The sequence below is a fragment of the Nocardioides sp. YJ-D4 genome (assembly GCF_054031495.1).
This window is the reverse complement of record NZ_CM132932.1, coordinates 529989-546120: the sequence shown is the minus strand read 5'-3', so window position 1 is coordinate 546120 and position 16132 is coordinate 529989. Positions and strand designations below refer to the sequence as shown.

The 16132-nt window shown below is 71.3% G+C and carries 15 protein-coding genes; 11 read left to right on the top strand and 4 right to left on the bottom strand.

What is annotated here, in order from left to right; translation table 11 throughout:
• Complete coding sequence (locus tag ACW14X_RS02690; RefSeq protein ID WP_457164612.1) at positions 1-1059, bottom strand: alcohol dehydrogenase catalytic domain-containing protein; 1059 nt, start codon at positions 1057-1059, stop codon at positions 1-3.
• A 135-nt stretch (positions 1060-1194) separates the two neighbouring features.
• Between ACW14X_RS02690 and ACW14X_RS02685 the strand changes: the two genes are divergently transcribed.
• From ACW14X_RS02685 to ACW14X_RS02670, 4 genes are all read left to right on the top strand, one after another.
• Positions 1195-2859 carry a SulP family inorganic anion transporter gene (locus ACW14X_RS02685; protein ID WP_457164611.1) on the top strand — a complete coding sequence of 555 codons (1665 nt, stop codon included), beginning with the start codon at positions 1195-1197 and terminating at the stop codon, positions 2857-2859.
• Positions 2860-2968: 109 nt separating this feature from the next.
• Complete coding sequence (locus ACW14X_RS02680) at positions 2969-3925, top strand: universal stress protein (RefSeq protein ID WP_457164610.1); 957 nt, start codon at positions 2969-2971, stop codon at positions 3923-3925.
• Between the two features lie 36 nt (positions 3926-3961).
• Complete coding sequence (locus ACW14X_RS02675) at positions 3962-5461, top strand: CYTH and CHAD domain-containing protein (RefSeq protein ID WP_457164609.1); 1500 nt, start codon at positions 3962-3964, stop codon at positions 5459-5461.
• The gene (locus tag ACW14X_RS02670) at positions 5458-6075 is read left to right on the top strand and encodes a hypothetical protein (RefSeq protein WP_457164608.1); all 618 of its coding nucleotides are present in this window, start codon (positions 5458-5460) and stop codon (positions 6073-6075) included. The genes ACW14X_RS02675 and ACW14X_RS02670 overlap by 4 nt, the downstream gene beginning before the upstream one ends.
• A 63-nt stretch (positions 6076-6138) precedes the next feature.
• Here the strand turns inward: ACW14X_RS02670 and ACW14X_RS02665 are convergent, their stop codons facing one another.
• On the bottom strand, positions 6139-6408 hold the full coding sequence (locus ACW14X_RS02665; protein WP_457164607.1) for an SHOCT domain-containing protein: 270 nt from the start codon (positions 6406-6408) through the stop codon (positions 6139-6141).
• Between the two features lie 220 nt (positions 6409-6628).
• Between ACW14X_RS02665 and ACW14X_RS02660 the strand changes: the two genes are divergently transcribed.
• The 7 genes from ACW14X_RS02660 to ACW14X_RS02630 all read left to right on the top strand — a co-directional run bounded on the left by ACW14X_RS02660 (position 6629) and on the right by ACW14X_RS02630 (position 15201).
• Complete coding sequence (locus tag ACW14X_RS02660) at positions 6629-7267, top strand: hypothetical protein (RefSeq protein WP_457164606.1); 639 nt, start codon at positions 6629-6631, stop codon at positions 7265-7267.
• A 363-nt stretch (positions 7268-7630) separates the two neighbouring features.
• Complete coding sequence (locus ACW14X_RS02655; RefSeq protein ID WP_457164605.1) at positions 7631-8218, top strand: hypothetical protein; 588 nt, start codon at positions 7631-7633, stop codon at positions 8216-8218.
• 144 nt (positions 8219-8362) lie between these two features.
• The gene (ppsA, locus tag ACW14X_RS02650) at positions 8363-10717 is read left to right on the top strand and encodes a phosphoenolpyruvate synthase (protein ID WP_457164604.1); all 2355 of its coding nucleotides are present in this window, start codon (positions 8363-8365) and stop codon (positions 10715-10717) included.
• 81 nt (positions 10718-10798) lie between these two features.
• Positions 10799-11761 carry a universal stress protein gene (locus ACW14X_RS02645; protein ID WP_457164603.1) on the top strand — a complete coding sequence of 321 codons (963 nt, stop codon included), beginning with the start codon at positions 10799-10801 and terminating at the stop codon, positions 11759-11761.
• A gap of 44 nt (positions 11762-11805) precedes the next feature.
• Entirely contained in the window at positions 11806-12222 is a 417-nt protein-coding gene (locus ACW14X_RS02640) for a pyridoxamine 5'-phosphate oxidase family protein (RefSeq protein WP_457164602.1), read from the top strand.
• Between the two features lie 40 nt (positions 12223-12262).
• On the top strand, positions 12263-13153 hold the full coding sequence (locus ACW14X_RS02635; protein WP_457164601.1) for a universal stress protein: 891 nt from the start codon (positions 12263-12265) through the stop codon (positions 13151-13153).
• A 362-nt stretch (positions 13154-13515) separates the two neighbouring features.
• Positions 13516-15201 carry an ABC-F family ATP-binding cassette domain-containing protein gene (locus ACW14X_RS02630; protein WP_457164600.1) on the top strand — a complete coding sequence of 562 codons (1686 nt, stop codon included), beginning with the start codon at positions 13516-13518 and terminating at the stop codon, positions 15199-15201.
• A gap of 263 nt (positions 15202-15464) precedes the next feature.
• Here the strand turns inward: ACW14X_RS02630 and ACW14X_RS02625 are convergent, their stop codons facing one another.
• Positions 15465-15857: a DUF5615 family PIN-like protein gene (locus tag ACW14X_RS02625; RefSeq protein ID WP_350716980.1), complete on the bottom strand. Its 393-nt coding sequence runs from the start codon at positions 15855-15857 to the stop codon at positions 15465-15467.
• Positions 15854-16102: a DUF433 domain-containing protein gene (locus ACW14X_RS02620; RefSeq protein WP_350716978.1), complete on the bottom strand. Its 249-nt coding sequence runs from the start codon at positions 16100-16102 to the stop codon at positions 15854-15856. Before ACW14X_RS02620 ends, ACW14X_RS02625 begins: the two co-directional genes overlap by 4 nt.
• Between the last annotated feature and the right edge of the window lie 30 nt (positions 16103-16132).

Sequence of the window (16132 nt, the reverse complement as noted above, 5' to 3'; positions counted from 1 at the left end):
TCACGTGCCGCTGAGGTCGGCCTCGTCCCCGAGCATGACGACCTTCATCGCTCCCGTGTCCTGGGCATCGGCGAAGATGTCGTACGCCTCCTGGATCTCCGCCAGACCGAACCGGTGCGTCACCAGGTCGGGGAGCGTGATCCGCCCGGCAGCGAGCATCGACATGAGCATCGGGGTCGAGCTGGTGTCGACGAGCCCGGTGGTGATCGTGACGTCACGGTCCCACAGCGACTCCAGGCTGAGGACCGCGCTGCGCCCGTGGACGCCGACGTTCGCCACCCGGCCGCAGGGCCTGACCAGCTCGGCACACAGCTCGAAGGTCTCGGGGATGCCGACCGCCTCGATGCTCACGTCGACGCCATCGGCGGTGTTGCTCCGCACCCAGGCACGCGCCTCCTCGGCATCGGCGAGCGTCACATCGGCGCCGAGGGCCTCGGCCGCCTTGCGCCGCGACTCCGCGGGGTCCACCACCACGATCCGCAGCGGGCTGTAGAGCCGGGCCGTCGCGTTCGCGGCGAGCCCGATCGGCCCGGCGCCGACGATCAGGACGGTGTCTCCGGGCCCGACCTCGCCGTTGCGTACCCCGACCTCGTAGGAGGTGGGCAGGATGTCGGCGAGCAGGACAGCGGTGACGTCGTCGATCTCGCGGGGCAGGTGGTGCATCGAGTGGTCGGCGAACGGCACCCGGACCCGCTCGGCCTGGGTGCCGTCGATCAGGTGACCGAGCACCCAGCCGCCGCCCCCGGTGCAGCGGCCGTAGCTGCCGGAGCGGCAGTAGCGGCAGCGTCCGCAGCTGCTGATGCAGGAGATGAGCACCCGGTCGCCCGGGGCGAAGTCGCGTACGCCGGGTCCGGTCTGCTCGACCACCCCGACCGCCTCGTGGCCCAGCACGGTGCCGGGTGCCACGCTCGGCACGTCCCCCTTGAGGATGTGCAGGTCGGTGCCGCAGATCGTGACGGCGTCGACGCGGACGATCGCGTCCTCGGCGTCGCGGACCACGGGATCGGGGACATCGGTCCACTTCCGGGATCCGGGTCCGTCGTAGACGAGTGCTTTCATGGTTGCCTCCTGAGATGTGGTGCTGACGATCCTTCGCCGCCCACGGTGTGATCAGGAGTGGCCATCGGCCACGGGCGGCGGGGCCTTGGTCCTGACCGGCACACGCGGCTCCCGCGCGCGTGGGAAAGTGCTCCCATGGACGTACGCCGCGTGCTGCCGACGTGGGCCATCGGCTACCAACGGCGATGGCTGTGGCCCGATCTGCTCGCCGGCGTGACGATCACCGCCTACCTGGTGCCGCAGGTGATGGCGTACGCCGAGCTCGCAGGCCTTCCGCCGGAGACCGGCCTGTGGGCGTGCGTGGGAGCGATGGTCGTCTACGGGCTGCTCGGCACCTCGCGGCTGCTGTCGGTCGGGCCGGAGTCGACCACGGCGCTGATGACCGCGGCCGCGATCGGGGCCATCCCGGCCGCAGCGGTCGACCCGGCAGCGTTCGCGCCGACGCTGGCGCTCGTGGTCGCCGCGATCTGCCTGGTCGGCTGGCTCGCCCGGGTGTCGGTGCTGGCCGAGCTCTTCTCCAGGCCGGTGCTGGTCGGCTACATGGTGGGCATAGCGATCCTGATGATCGTCTCGCAGCTCGACAACCTGACCGGTGTCCAGATCGAGGGCGGCGGGGTGCTGGCGGAGCTCGCCAGCTTCGCCGCAAACCTCGATCAGGTCCATGTCCCCACGCTGCTCCTCGGCGGGGGCGCCGCCGCCGCGATGATCCTCGGCTCCCTGCTCGCTCCGCGTGCGCCGGTCGCGCTGCTCGGCATGCTGGCCGCCACCGGGATCGTCGCCCTGCTCGGGGAGGGGCACGGCCTGCAGCTGGTGGGGGAGATCCCGGTCCGGCCGCCCACCCCGGGCCTTCCGAGCCTGGACCCGGGCGTCATCGTCTCGATGCTCGGTCCGGCACTCGGCGTCGCGTTCGTCGGCTACACCGACAACATCCTGACCGGGCGCGCCTTCGCCCGCCGCGACGAGCGCGTCGACGCGCGCCGGGAGCTGCTCGCGCTGGGCGGGGCCAACCTCGGCGCCACACTCATGCACGGCTTCCCGGTGAGCAGCAGCGGCAGCCGCACCGCGATCGGTCATGCCGTGGGCGGGCGCACCCAGCTGACCTCCTACTTCACCGCGGCGGTCACCGTGCTCGCCGTCGTGCTCCTGGCTCCGGTCCTGGCCGCGTTCCCGCAGGCCGCGCTCGGCGCCGTCGTCGTCTACGCCGCCACCAAGCTGGTCGACGTCGGTGAGCTGCGCCGCTTCGCCCGGTTCCGGCGCAGCGAGCTGGTCCTGGCTCTTGTCGCGACCGTGGCGGTCCTCGTCGCCGGGGTGATGTGGGGCGTACTCATCGCCGTCGGCCTCTCCGTGCTCGACCTGCTGCGCCGGGTCGCGCACCCGCACGACGCCGTCCTGGGCTACGTCCCGGGCCTGGCCGGCATGCACGACGTCGACGACTACGCCGACGCCGAGGAAGTGCCTGGGCTGCTCGTCTACCGCTACGACTCGCCTCTCTTCTTCGCCAACGCGGAGGACTTCCGCACCCGAGCGCTGGCCGCGGTCGACGGGGCTGCGTGGCCGGTGGAGTGGTTCCTGCTCAACGTGGAGGCCAACGTGGAGGTCGACATCACCGCTGTCGACGCCCTCGAGGCACTGCGTACGGCCCTGGTCGAGCGCGGCGTCGTCCTCGCGATCGCCCGGATCAAGCAGGACCTGCGCGAGTCGCTGGCGCCCTCCGGGATCCTGGACCGGATCGGTGACGAGCTGCTCTTCCCGACGCTCCCGACCGCCGTCGAGGCCTACCGCCGACGCGGCGGGGAGTGACGGACCAAGGTCCCCGGATCCGGGCCCCGACGTCCCTGCCCGCCGGCGCCGGAGCGGATGAGAGTGGTGCTGGGGACGGCCGGACGTGCCGCGCCCGAGAGGAGACGACATGTCCGAGAAGAACCGGATCCTGGTCGGGGTCGACGGCGGAGAGGGTGGACGGGCCGCGATCGCCTACGCCGCGGCGGAGGCCGGTCTCGACGATGCGAGCCTCTGGCTCGTCCACGCGACCCTGACAGAACCTGCCGACGTGGTCCGTCCGTACCCGTGGCTCACCGACGAGGCCCGTCGGCCCGGGATGAAGGTGCTGAAGCAGGCCGCCGACGAGGCGGCCACCTATGTGGGTGACGAACGTGTGAGCGGCACCCTCCTGGAGGGGCGCGCGGCCCCCGGCCTCGTGCACTCGGCGGCAGACGCCCGTCTGGTGGTGCTGGGCGACGACCGCGGCCACCGGCTGGAGCACGTCGTGACCGGGTCGATCATCCACCGGGTCGCCGGCCACGCGCCGGTCCCGGTCGTGGTGGTGCCGACCGGCTGGTCGGCCGAGCAGCCCGCTCGCCGGGTCGTGGTCGCGGTCAAGGACTGCGAGGACTCGACCGGGCTGATCGCCCAAGCGCTGCGGCACGCGGCGGACCGCGACGCCGAGCTGGTCATCCTCCACGCCTGGCAGCTCGACACGGTCTACGAAGACATGACCCTGTCGCGCGTCGACGTGAGTGACTGGGAGAGCGGCACCCGCCGTGCCCTGGCCGACTCGCTCGACCGGGCCCGCCGGCGGGTGCCGCACGGCTCCGCGGTGGTCGTCGGCGTCGAGGTCCGTCACGGGCAGCCCGCTCGGGTGATCGCCGACGAGGCCGCCAAGGCCGATCTGCTGGTCATCGGCCGGCGCCGCCGTTCGTTCCCGATGGGCCGACTGGGCTCCACCGGCCGCGCGGTCATCCGGGAGAGCCGTTGCCCCGTCGAGATCCAGCCGCCGATTCCCGACGTCATCGCCATCGAAGACCTCGTCCTCGAGCACGAAGGTCGGTTCGAGAAGGCCGGCGCCGACCCGGCACCAGCCACCTGAACCTCTCAGGCAACGTGGAGAGGTGGAGGCGGGGCGATGACGACCACGGTGATCGAGATCGAGCGGAAGTACGACGTGGACGAGCATGCCCGGCTCCCTGGTCTGGCGGGTCTCCCTGACGGGGCCCAGGCCGACCCTCAGGAGACGGTAGCGCTGTCGGCGACCTACTACGACACCGTCGAGCTCGACCTGATCCGCGCCGGGATCACGTTGCGTCGCCGCACCGGCGGGGACGACGCGGGCTGGCACCTCAAGCTCCCCGTCGGCTCGGATCGCCACGAGCTGCAGGTGCCACTGGACGGCTCGGGCGAGGCGCCTCCGCGAGAGCTGACCGACATTCTCCGCGGCCTGCTGCGCGACCAGCCGCTGGTCCAGGTCGGAGCCGTCGACACGAGACGTGCGTCGACACTGCTCCGGGACGCGGACGGACGGTTGCTCGCGGAGGTGTGCGACGACCAGGTGACGGCGCGGCGACAGGGTGCCGCGCCGGGTGACGCGGAGCGGTGGCGGGAGTGGGAGGTCGAGTTCACCGGCCGGCGCAAGGGGTTGGTCGACGAGCTCGAGCGTCGTCTCCTGGCCGCGGGTGCGCTGCCGTCGGCACGGCGGGCGAAGCTGGCCCGGCTCCTTCCCGCGGACGCACCGGTCGCTCGGGCCGGCGTGGCGTCGATGAAGACGAAGACGAAGACGAAGACGAAGAAGACGACCGCTGCCGAGGTGCTGGCGCCGTATCTGGCCACCCAGATCGCCGAGATCACCCGCCTCGACCCGCTGGTGCGAGCCGACGTGCCGGATTCGGTGCACAGGATGCGCGTGGCGGGCCGGCGGATCCGTGCTGTGCTCGGCACCTACCGCGGCTTGTTCGACCGCAGCCGGACCGGTCCGTTGCGTGTCGAGGTCAAGTGGCTGGTCGACGAGCTCGGCAGGCCGCGCGATCTCGAGGTGCTGCGCGACCGTCTCGATGTCCTGCTGGCCGGCGACGACTCGGGCGCCGGGACCGTGATCGGCGCCGAGCACGAGGCCGCGCACCGAGCGGCCGTCGAAGCGATGACGTCGCCCCGCTACTTCGCGCTCGTCGACTCGCTGCGCGACTTCGCCGAGGCGCCGCCCTGGTCGGCACGTGCCGGCAAGCCAGCCCGTAAGCAGCTCCGCGCCGCGCTCCTCGAGGACGTACGCCGCCTTGCGCGGGCCACGGGGGCGGCCGGACGATCCACCGTCGGCAGTGACCGCGGGTCGCGCCTGCACGACGTCCGGAAGGCGGCCAAGCGGATCCGGTACTCCGTCGAGGCGGTCGTGCCGGTGTTCGGCGCCGACGCGAGTCGCTTCGCCGAGATGCTGGGCGAGGTCCAGGAGGTCCTGGGGGACCACCACGACGCGGTCGTCGCCGGCCAGGAGATCGTCCGGCTCGACCAGGTGCGCCCGGACCTCGTGGAGTCCGCGCTTGCCGAGATCGATGCCGTCACCTCCGCTCGCGACGACGCCTACGAGCACGCCGTACGTCGGCTGCTCAGGCCCAAGTCACGGCGCTGGCTGCGATGACCCATCGGCGGGTCTCCGCCCGTCCTCTGCTGCTTCGATGGACCCTGACGGTCACCGCGGCCGAGACCGCCGGGTTCCTCGCTCCTGCCGTGGTCGGCGTACTCACGGCGGATCTGCCGTGGTTCGGGAGTCTGCCGGGGCTGCTCACGGCCGGCGCGGTCGAGGGGTCCCTTCTCGGATGGGCGCAGGCCTCGGTGCTCCGTCGAGTGCGGCCCGCGGTCCGCGGACCCCGCTGGGTGATGCTCACCGCCGCAGCGGCGGTGGCGGCGTACCTGCTGGGGACGGCGATCGCACTCGGCTCGACGGGGCCGGGGTGGGCGGGCTTCGTCGTCGCGGTCGTCTGTGGTCCTCTGCTCCTGCTGTCGATCGGCGGCGCGCAGTGGCTCGAGCTGCGCCATCACGTCGCACGCGCAGCCACCTGGATTCCAGCCACCGCCGTCGCATGGCTCCTCGCGCTGGCCGCCTTCCTCCTCGTCGCCACCCCGCTGTGGCACGAGGGGCAGCGGGTCGGGGTCAGCATCGCGATCGGCGCGGGCGCCGGCATCGTGATGGCCTTCGTCCAGGCGGTGCTCACCGGATGGTGGCTGCGTCGGCTGCTGTCCGGGGACAGGTGAACCCCGGTGCCTCCACGGGCACCGGGATCGACCCGGCTCTGACGCAGTTCGGCACCCCCGCGTTCAGCGGGGCCCGGTGACCTCTCGTCGTCGAAGCGTCGCCATCCGACGCTCGTACTCGTCCTCGTCGATCTCCCCGCGCGCCAGGCGCATCGCGAGCACGTCCTCCGGACTGCCCGGACCGCTGGGCCCGCTGGGCGGCCGGTCCTCGCTGAGAAGACGGCGGCCGACGACGACCGCGGTCGTGATCACCAGACCCCAGAACAGGATCATGCTGATCGTCATCAGGGCGTAGCCCCACCCGCTCATCCCCGAGCCGTACCAATACATCATCACGTCCTCCTCAGCGTGTAGCCGCTGCTTCGACAGTGCGCGCGGCAACCTCGGCGCGGCGAGTGCCCAACGGCTGATGAGGTCGGGGCCTTGGTCCCGAACCGAGAGGATCCTCGCCCCTTCGCGTGTCCTGGGGGCCCCTTGGAGGCTGGCTCCCATGAGACGTTGGGTGTGGTGCCTTGTGGCCGGCACGACCGCCGGTTGTGGACTGGCCGAGCTCATGACGTGGTCTGTGGCCGCGACGCTCGGATGGTGGTTGGCCATCGAGCTGGTCGCGGTGTCGGTGTGCGTGTGCCTGTGGCCCGATGGGCACCGGATCCGCTGGTCCCTGTTGTTCGTCAGATGCCTGCCGTGGCCCACGGTGCCACTCGCCGCCGGCGGCCTCGTCATGGCTCTCGGGCCGGCGACCGCGATCCTGGCGACGGCCGCCGGGCTGGCCGCGGCCTGGGAGGCTGGTTGGCTCGACGGGCGGGCCCTCGAGGGATGGTCGGCGAGGAAGGCGGCCAAGGCCGAGCGCCGTGCCCGGTCCCGTGCCGATCGCCGGCCCACCACCGTGGTCAGCCCCCGGGTCGTGGACGTGGTCGACCCCGTCGATGCCGTTCTGGAGGTGACCGACGAGCTGACCGACGCCGACCTCTGCCGAGCGTGGCGGTCCAGCTACGTCGCCCTCGACCGCGCCACCGAGTCGGACCAGAAGCTGCGAGCCGTGCAGATCCGCGCCCTTCTCCTCGACGAGCTCGGGCGTCGCGACCCGAAAGGGCTGGAGGCCTGGTTCCGCTCCGGGGCGAGAGCGGCCGGATGGCCGGACCGCTACCTCCGTGGCGGCGTACCACCCCGCCGGCCTCGGAGCACGCTCTGAGCGACCGTGGCAGTTGTCCCGGGGGACCTAGATCCCGGTGCACGGGACCATAGCCCCTCGCTTCCGGCCACCGGACGCGGTTCTGATGGAGCTGGCCGACGTGGCCACGAGCCTCCGGTCGGACTCATGGGGGAGGCCCGACCCGGATGGGCGCTCGGCGGGGCGGATCACGCATCCGCCCCGCCGGGCGGTGCACGTCCGGACACCCGCCAGGCCGTGGCTTCACGGCCCACCGGCCCGACAGGCCGAGGACCTAGGGCCCCTGGGGTGCGGACCCCGTTCTCTCGTCGCGGTGGGGCCGGCGGCGATTCGCTGAAGGTGTCCGGCCCGAACCCACGGACCGGCGACACCGATGGAGGAACCATGACTTCGATCTCCACACCCGGCTCCGCGACAGCGCTGCCCGGACAGTTCTCGACGCCGGCCGCACGGATGTTGGCGGCGCTGCGGATCGGGTTCGGGCTCACGTTCCTGTGGGCCTTCTTCGACAAGCTGCTCGCGCTGGGGTTCCACACCGGCGCGATCACCAACGAGGCCGGCACCCGCACCGGCATCGACTTCTTCGCCGAGGACGCTGCCTGGATCAACGGCGGCAGCCCCACCGAGGGCTATCTGTCCAACGTTCCCGAGAACAACTGGCTGCAGGGCATGTGGAACGACATGGCAGGCCAGTGGTGGGTCGACGGGCTGTTCATGCTCGGTCTGCTCGGGGTGGGCCTCACTCTCACGCTGGGGATCGGCATGCGGATCGGCGCCATCGCCGGAGCGGCGATGTACCTGCTGATGTGGTTCGCGAGCTTCCCGCTGCAGCAGAACCCGATCATCGACGAGCACCTGCTCGGCGCGCTCACGGTCGGCGTCCTGGCCTTGACGTACGCCGGTGACACCTGGGGGTTCGGCAGGCGCTGGGCGCGGCAGCCGATCGTCATGCGTCACGGCTGGCTGCGATGAGCTCTCGTGCCCAGATCTCCTCAGACCGGCCCGGGGGACGCGACGCGCTGGCCTCCCCCGGGCCCTGGTCTCCCCAGGCATCACGTCGAATCCATCACTTCGAATCCATCGCTTCGAGCACTACTCCCGAGGAGAGAACCATCCATGAGCTACGTACGCGCCTTCGACGAGGTCGGCATCGATGACATCTCCCTGGTGGGAGGCAAGAACGCCTCGCTCGGTGAGATGTACCGCCGGCTCCACGAACGCGGCATCCGGGTGCCCGACGGGTTCGCCGTCACGGCCGACGGCTATCGCCACTTCCTGCGCGCCGCCGGCCTCGACGCGGCCCTCGAGACGAACTTCGCCGGTCTCGACGTCGACGACCGCGACGACCTCGCCGAGCGCGCCGGCCGGGCGCGCGGCCTGTTGCTCGCCGCGGAGCTCCCGCGGGACTTGGCCGAGCAGATCACGGCGGGCTACCAGGCGCTTCGGCGCGAGTACGGCCCGGAGGTGACGCTCGCGGTTCGCTCGTCGGCGACCGCCGAGGACCTGCCGGACGCGAGCTTCGCCGGCCAGCACGAGTCCTTCCTGCACATCGAGGGCGAGGAGGCGCTGCTCGACGCCGTGCGGCGCTGCTTCGCCTCGATCTTCACCGACCGGGCGGTCGACTACCGGGCCAGGCACGGCTACGACCAGCTCTCGGTGGCGCTGTCGGTCGGCGTGATGAAGATGGTGCGCTCCGACCTCGCCTGCTCGGGGGTGTCGTTCACGCTCGACACGGAGTCGGGGTTCCGGGACGTCGTCCTGGTGACCGGCTCCTACGGACTGGGGGAGAATGTCGTGCAGGGACTGGTCGAGCCCGACGAGTTCTACGTGCACAAGCCGACGTACGCCGCCGGCCACCGCGCCGTCCTGAGCCGGCGCCTCGGCGGGAAGGCGGTCCGCATGGTGCGCGGCGACGTGGAGCCGGTGCGCAACGAGCCCACCCCGCCGGCCGACCGCGACCGCTTCTGTGTCACCGACGAGGAGGTGCTCGAGCTTGCCGGCGCCGCGATGACCATCGAGAGCCACTACGGCAGGCCGATGGACATCGAGTGGGCCAAGGACGGCACCGACGGACTGCTGTACGTCGTCCAGGCCCGCCCCGAGACGGTGGCGGCGCGACGGCGTCCCGCGACGACGACCCACTACGTGGTCGAGACCCACGGCGACGTGCTCGCGACCGGTCGTGCGGTCGGCGCACGAGTCGCCGCCGGGCGCGCCCGGATCGTCCACGGCGTCGGGGAGGACGCCGAGTTCGCCCCCGGTGACGTGCTGGTCGCGCCCAGCACCAGCCCGGACTGGGAGCCGCTGATGAAGATCGCCTCCGCCGTCGTCACCGACCACGGCGGGCGCACCTGCCACGCCGCGATCGTCGCCCGGGAGCTCGGCATCCCGGCCGTCGTCGGCACCGGCGACGCGACGTCCGCCATCGCCGACGGTGAGAAGGTGACCGTCTCCTGTGCGGAGGGGGAGGACGGACGTGTCTATCGCGGCCTGGCCGACTTTCATGCGCGCGAGACCGCCGCCGACGTGACGACGCGTCCACGCACGAAGGTGATGCTCAACCTGGGCAACCCGGGGATCGCGTTCGAGTCGTCGTTCCTGCCCAGCGACGGGGTCGGGCTGGCCCGGATGGAGTTCATCCTCGCCGAGCACGTGCGCGTGCATCCGCTGGCCGCGCTCCACCCCGAGCGCGTCACCGATGCCGGCCAGCGCGCGGAGGTCGAGCGCCTCGTCGGCGACGATGGCGCGGCGTACGTCATCGAGAGGCTGGCCGAGGGCATCGGCACGATCGCGGCAGCCTTCCATCCCAAGCCCGTGGTCGTGCGCCTGTCCGACTTCAAGACCAACGAGTACGCGGCACTCCTCGGCGGGGCTGCCTTCGAGCCGGCCGAGGCCAACCCGATGCTCGGCTTCCGTGGAGCCGCGCGCTACGCCCACCCCGCCTACACCGAGGGCTTCGCCCTCGAGTGCGCCGCACTGCGCCGGGTGCGCGAGGAGATGGGCCTGGAGAACGTGGTGGTCATGGTGCCGTTCGTACGGCGCCTGGACGAGGCCGACAGGGTGCTGGCCAGGATGGCGGAGCTCGGGCTGCGGCGCGGTGAGCACGGCCTGAAGGTCTACGCGATGTGCGAGATCCCGTCGAACGTCGTCCTCGTCGACGAGTTCGCCGAGCGTTTCGACGGGTTCTCGATCGGCAGCAACGACCTGACCCAGCTCACCCTCGGCGTCGATCGCGACTCCGAGCTGGTCGCGTTCGACTACGACGAGCGTGACCCGGCGGTCGAGAAGATGATCGCCCTCGCCGTCGAAGGCTGCCGGCGCCACGGGATCCACTCCGGCATCTGTGGTCAGGCCCCGTCGGACCACCCCGAGGTCGTACGCACCCTCGTCGGTCTCGGCATCGACGCCATCAGCGTGACGCCCGACTCGATCCTCGCGGTCACCCAGACCGTGCTCGCGGCCGAGGGCTGAGCCGTGGTGGGTGACCAAAGGCCCTCGGCTCGGGTCGACGGTCCGTGTCGAAGGACGGCCTCGGAGAGCGACGCTGGAGTCATGAACGAGAGCAGAGACCTCATCCTGGCAGGAGTCGACGGCACCGAGGCCGGGCTGGCCGCCGCCCGCTACGCCGCCGCAGAGGCGGTACGGTGCGGCGCAGCGCTGCACCTGGTGTACGTGGTCGACCCCTATGCGCCACCGCTGCCGACCTGGCCGGTGGCTCCCACGGCCGCCGACTCGAGGATGGGTCAGCTCGGCCGAGCGATCCTCGCCGAGGCGGAGGAGGCGGTCGCCGACAGCGGCGCGGTGGTGAGCACGTACCTCCTGCTCGGCCTGCCGGCAGGGGTGCTGGCCCAGCAGGCCGCCAAGGCGCGCCTCGTCGTGCTCGGCGACCAGCCGCGCTCGTTGTTCGACCGGATCATCACCTCATCCATCCTCGGCCCGGTCGCGGCGCACTCGCCGGTGCCGATGATCGTGGTCCCTGCCTCGTGGCAGCGCGGTGAGGAGTCCCGCGAGATCGTCGTCGGAATCCAGGACCCCGCCGCCTCGGTCGCCCTGGTACGCCGCGGTCTGGAAGTGGCGGCCGAGAGGGGTGCGCGGCTGCGGCTGCTGCACGCCTGGCACACCTTCGGGGCGTACCAGGACTACCTCACGGTCGGGAGCGAGGAGCAGGAGTGGATCGACCGCGCCGAGCGTGAGCTCCTCGCGGTCCTCGAGACGGCCCGAGCCGAATCTGGACCGGCTGCCGCCGAGGTCGACGCCCGCGTCGAGGTCGTGCACGCACAGACCGCCTACGCCCTGGTGGAAGCGTCCCGCACCGCGGATCTGCTGATCCTGGGTCGCGGGCGGAGCTTCCTCGGCTTCGGGCATCTGGGCGGCACCGCCCGGGCGGTGCTGCGGGAGAGCCGCTGCCCGGTCGAGATCGACCCGCACGTGGCCCCGACGTTCGAGGGGGACGCCGGGGCCACGGACGGGGTCACCGTGGCAGACAGCCGGCCGGCTCATGCCGGCCGAGCGTGATGAAGACGACTGTGTCGAAGACGACTGTGAGGAAGGAGCGGGCGATGTACTTGGCAGCACGATGGTTCCCGGGGCACCTGGCCGCGATGGACCACGCCGAATGCGTGGAGCTGCTGGATCGGAGCGAGGTCGGCAGGGTCGCCTTCGACGATCCTGAGGGTCCCCTGGTCCTGCCGGTCAACCACGTCATGGTCGACGAGCGGATCGTGTTCCGCACGGCCCCGCGCACGGCGATCGCGAACCACGTCGGCACCGGGCATGTGTCGTACCAGGTCGACGAGTTCGACACCTACACCTCCTCGGGCTGGAGCGTGCTGGCGCGTGGGACAGCGGAGTTCGTCGACGGGGTCTGGCTGAAGGCGCACGACCTCGAGCCGGAGCCCTGGGCGGACGGCCGGCGAACGTTGTTCGTCTGCATCACGCCCACGCAGATCACCGGCCGGCGCGTCGTCCCGGTCTGAACCGTACGTAAGCAGACGACTAGAGCCGAAGGAGCCCGACATGTCGAACGCATCCATCCCTGAGGGCGCCGTCCTGGTCGGCGTCGAGAACTGGCCGGCAGCGACCGAGAGCGTCTCCTGGGCCGCCGAGCAGGCGTTCCGCGACGGACACGACCTGTGCCTGCTCCATGTGGTGACCGGGGCGACCCTGGACACCCCGCCCGGATTCCGGGCCGGGGCACCCTCGGAGCTCGACCAGGACCACGGCGCGGTGGTGCTGGCGACCGCGAGCCGGTACGCCGACCGTCGCCTCGACGAGCTCTCCCGAGCGCCCGAGTTCGTCGGGTTCCGGCGGCCGGAGGTGCGCGTGGACCTGCAGGTCGGACCGGTGGCATCGGTGCTGGACGCCGCCTCCCGAGTCGCGTCGCTCCTGGTGCTCGGGTCACGGGGGAGGGGTCCGATCAGCAGCCGGATCCTCGGCTCGGTCAGCAGGTCGGCGCTCGTCGACGCCCGGTGCCCGGTGGTCGTGCTCCGTCCGGGCGCCGGCGAGCTGGGCCGTGGTGTGCTCGTCGGCATCGACGGGACCAGCGACTCGATCCCTGCTCTGGAGTTCGCCTTCGCCCAGGCCGCCCAGCGCAGCCTGCCGATCACGGTCCTCTACTGCTACCGCTCCGGCCGCGCCGATCGCCCGGACGATGACCGGGTGCTGGTCGCGGAGAGCGTCGCCGGGCTCCGTGAGCGCTACCCAGACCTGCATCCACGCCTGCGGATCGAGGCCGGAAGCCTCGCGCACACGCTCTCCGAGCAGTCACCGACGATGCACATGGTCGTGGCCGGGAGCAGCGGCACCGGCGTGGCGAAGTATCTCCTGGACCACGCGCACGGCGTCGTCGCCGTGATCCCGCCGGCTCTCTCCCGAGCCGACACGTCGCCACCCACCGCCGCGGTGTGAGCCTCAGATCTCCATCCGGAGAATCGCACCGGGCCAGGGCTCGACCTGCCCGGTGTCGACCGTGAAGCGTCGCCCGCACCGCTGTGGGCGCGGGCGGTGACGAGCATGCCACGACCGCGATCGCCCGTCGAACGGTTTCGCGGGACGTGCGAGTAATTGCCTCGCGCGTGGGCGCCTCCGCCCGCTATGGTTCACGGCGATGGGAACGCTGAAGTAATCGATCGGGACGCTGCGTCGAGTTTTCTCCGCAGCGGGTCCTGAGCGACCGCGTCGCCTCGTCGGCGCGCTCGAGGTCCAATTCCGATCCCGCGTCCCCGGACGCGAGTAACCGTGGCGGACGTCCGCCACGTCGAGGAGTCCTCATGTTCCCGTCTGCTCCCCTCCCTGACCGCTCAGTCCGAAGCCACCGTGTCTGTGAGCTGCGCGAGGCCACGGTCCGCTTCGGCGAGCAGATCGTCCTCGCCCGGGTCGACCTCGTCGTCGGCCCGGCCGACCGCCTCGCCGTCATCGGCGACAACGGCGCCGGAAAGTCGACGCTGCTCGACCTGCTCGCCGGTGTCGTGGCGCCGGTCGCCGGCGAGACCCGCGTCGTCGTCCCAGACGGCATCGCGCACGCCTCCCAGGCGCCGCGGTTCCCGGCCGGCGCGACCGTGCAGGATGCCGTCGACCTCCTGCTCGCGGACCTCCGCGATCTGGAGTCACGTATCCGGTCCTGCTCCGAACGACTGTCCCACGCCGACGAGGGCGAGCAGCCCCGGCTGCTCGAGGAGCTCGGCGACCTCGTCGACGCCTACGAGGCACGCGACGGCTACGGCGTCGAGCGCCGTGTCGACGCCGCGCTCGACCAGCTCGGCCTGGGCGGCCTCGACCGGGGACGTACGGTCGACGGCCTCTCCGGAGGCGAGCGATCTCGTCTCGCGCTCGCCGTCGCGCTGTCGGCCAACGCCGAGCTGCTGCTGCTCGACGAGCCGACGAACGACCTCGACGACTCCGCGCTGGCATGGCTCGAGGACCGTCTCGCCGAGCATCGTGGCGCGATCGTGGTGGTCACCCACGACCGCGCCTTCCTCGAGCGGTTCGCGGATGACATCGTTCAGGTACGCGACGCCGGGCTGTGCCGCTACGGCAACGGCTATGCCGGATTCCTGGTGGCGCGGGCGACCGAGCGACGACGCCAGGCCGAGCGGCACGAGGAGTGGAGGGCCGAGATCGCCCGTAACGAGGCACTCGTCGAGGCGAACGCGTTCCGGCTCGAGGCGATCCCGCGCAAGCTCGAGCTCGACGGGTTCGGGCACGGCGCGTTCCGGGCCCGCAGCCGCGACCACGGCGCGAGGGGCCGGATCCGGATGGCGAAGGAACGCGTCGCAAGGCTCCGGGCCGAGCCCGTCGCGCCGCCGCCGGAACCGCTCCGGTTCGCCGCCGGGCTCGAGGATGCAACGACACCGGCCGCCGAGCCCTATTTCGCACTCCATGACGTACGTCGCTCCGCGGGTGCCAGGCTGAGGATGGCCGAGTGGACGCTCAAGGCCGGGGACCGGTGGCTGGTCACCGGACCGAACGGGGCCGGGAAGACGTCGCTCCTGCGACTGCTGGTCGGCGAGCTCGCGCCGGATTCGGGGACGATCGAGCGCGCACCGGGAGTGCGGCTCGCCTGGCTCCGCCAGGACGTCGCGGCGCCACCTGCGGGCTCGGTCGTCGGCGTGTTCGCCCGCACCGTGGGGATCTACCGCGAGGACGCGATCGAACGCTTGCGGCGGTTCGGGCTGTTGCGCGAGGAGGAGATGCGCCGTCCGGTGCGGGCTCTCTCGGTCGGGCAGCGTCGCCGCCTCGACCTCGCGATCGCCCTGTCAGACCCAGGTGACGTGCTGCTGCTCGACGAGCCGACCAACCACCTCGACCCCGAGCTCGTCGAGCAGCTCGAGGACGCCCTCGAGGCTCATCCCGGTGCCGTCGTCACGGTGACGCACGACCGTCACTGGATCCGCCGAGCCTCCGGAGCGCGACGGGTGCGCATGCGGAGCGGCGGTGTGGCGGAAGTTGTCGATTGAGGTGCTCCCTGGGCGAACGAATTTTCGTTCGCCCAGGGGCAACGCCGTACCCGTGGGCGTGTTCCTTGCCACGATGCCTGTGGACAAGGGGCACGACGCCGTCTTCCTGCTGAAGGAGAACCCTTGACAGCGAACCTGGCCGATACGGGCACCGCTTCCGATACCGAACCCACGCGCGAGTCGACGGTGACCTGGCAGGAGACTGCTCCCGGCCGCGCAAGAGTGGCTGCTGGCCCGGACCGTGCTCGCTCTCGATGAGTGCGTTACTCCTTGACGGTTGCGGTGATACCGAGCGGCAATCGCTGCACCCGGACCGGGCGGTCGGGCGCGATCGAAAACACGGCGTCGCCGACTGAGCCGATCGCTTCCTGGATCTGGGGAAGATGTCGGAGCAGAGCCGCAGCCAGAACGTCTTTGTGTGGCAAGAAGCCGCGGACGATCACCACGCTTGGGGCGCTGGCCCTCGAGGATGCGAGGAACTTCGTGAGCTTCTTGTCGGCTGTGACCAAGACACGTTCAGCCGCTACGCAGTAGGAGAAGATCTCGGGATCGGTAACCCGCTGAAGCGCGACGTCCTCGGTGTGAACGACATCGCAATCGGCGGCGAGCGCCTTGGTGATCGAGTACGGCAGGTTCTGGTCCAGAAGCAGTCTCACGCAGATTCCTGCAGCGGAAGGTAGAAGTCGCGCTGCGCGAGCGCGGCGGCGTACGCGAAGACCTGCTGGGTGTCCTCTGGCTCGAGGAAGGGGAAGTCTTCGCGGATTTCCTCGAAGGTCATTCCGGCCGCGAAGAGCTCGAGAAGCTGTTCGACCCCGAACCGATAGCCGCGAATGCACGGCTGACCACCGAGCTTGTCGGGCTCCACGGTCAGCCGGTCGAATCCCGGAACTGTCTGCGTCATGCGGTGAAGTCTACGCCTCTGTACATCTCG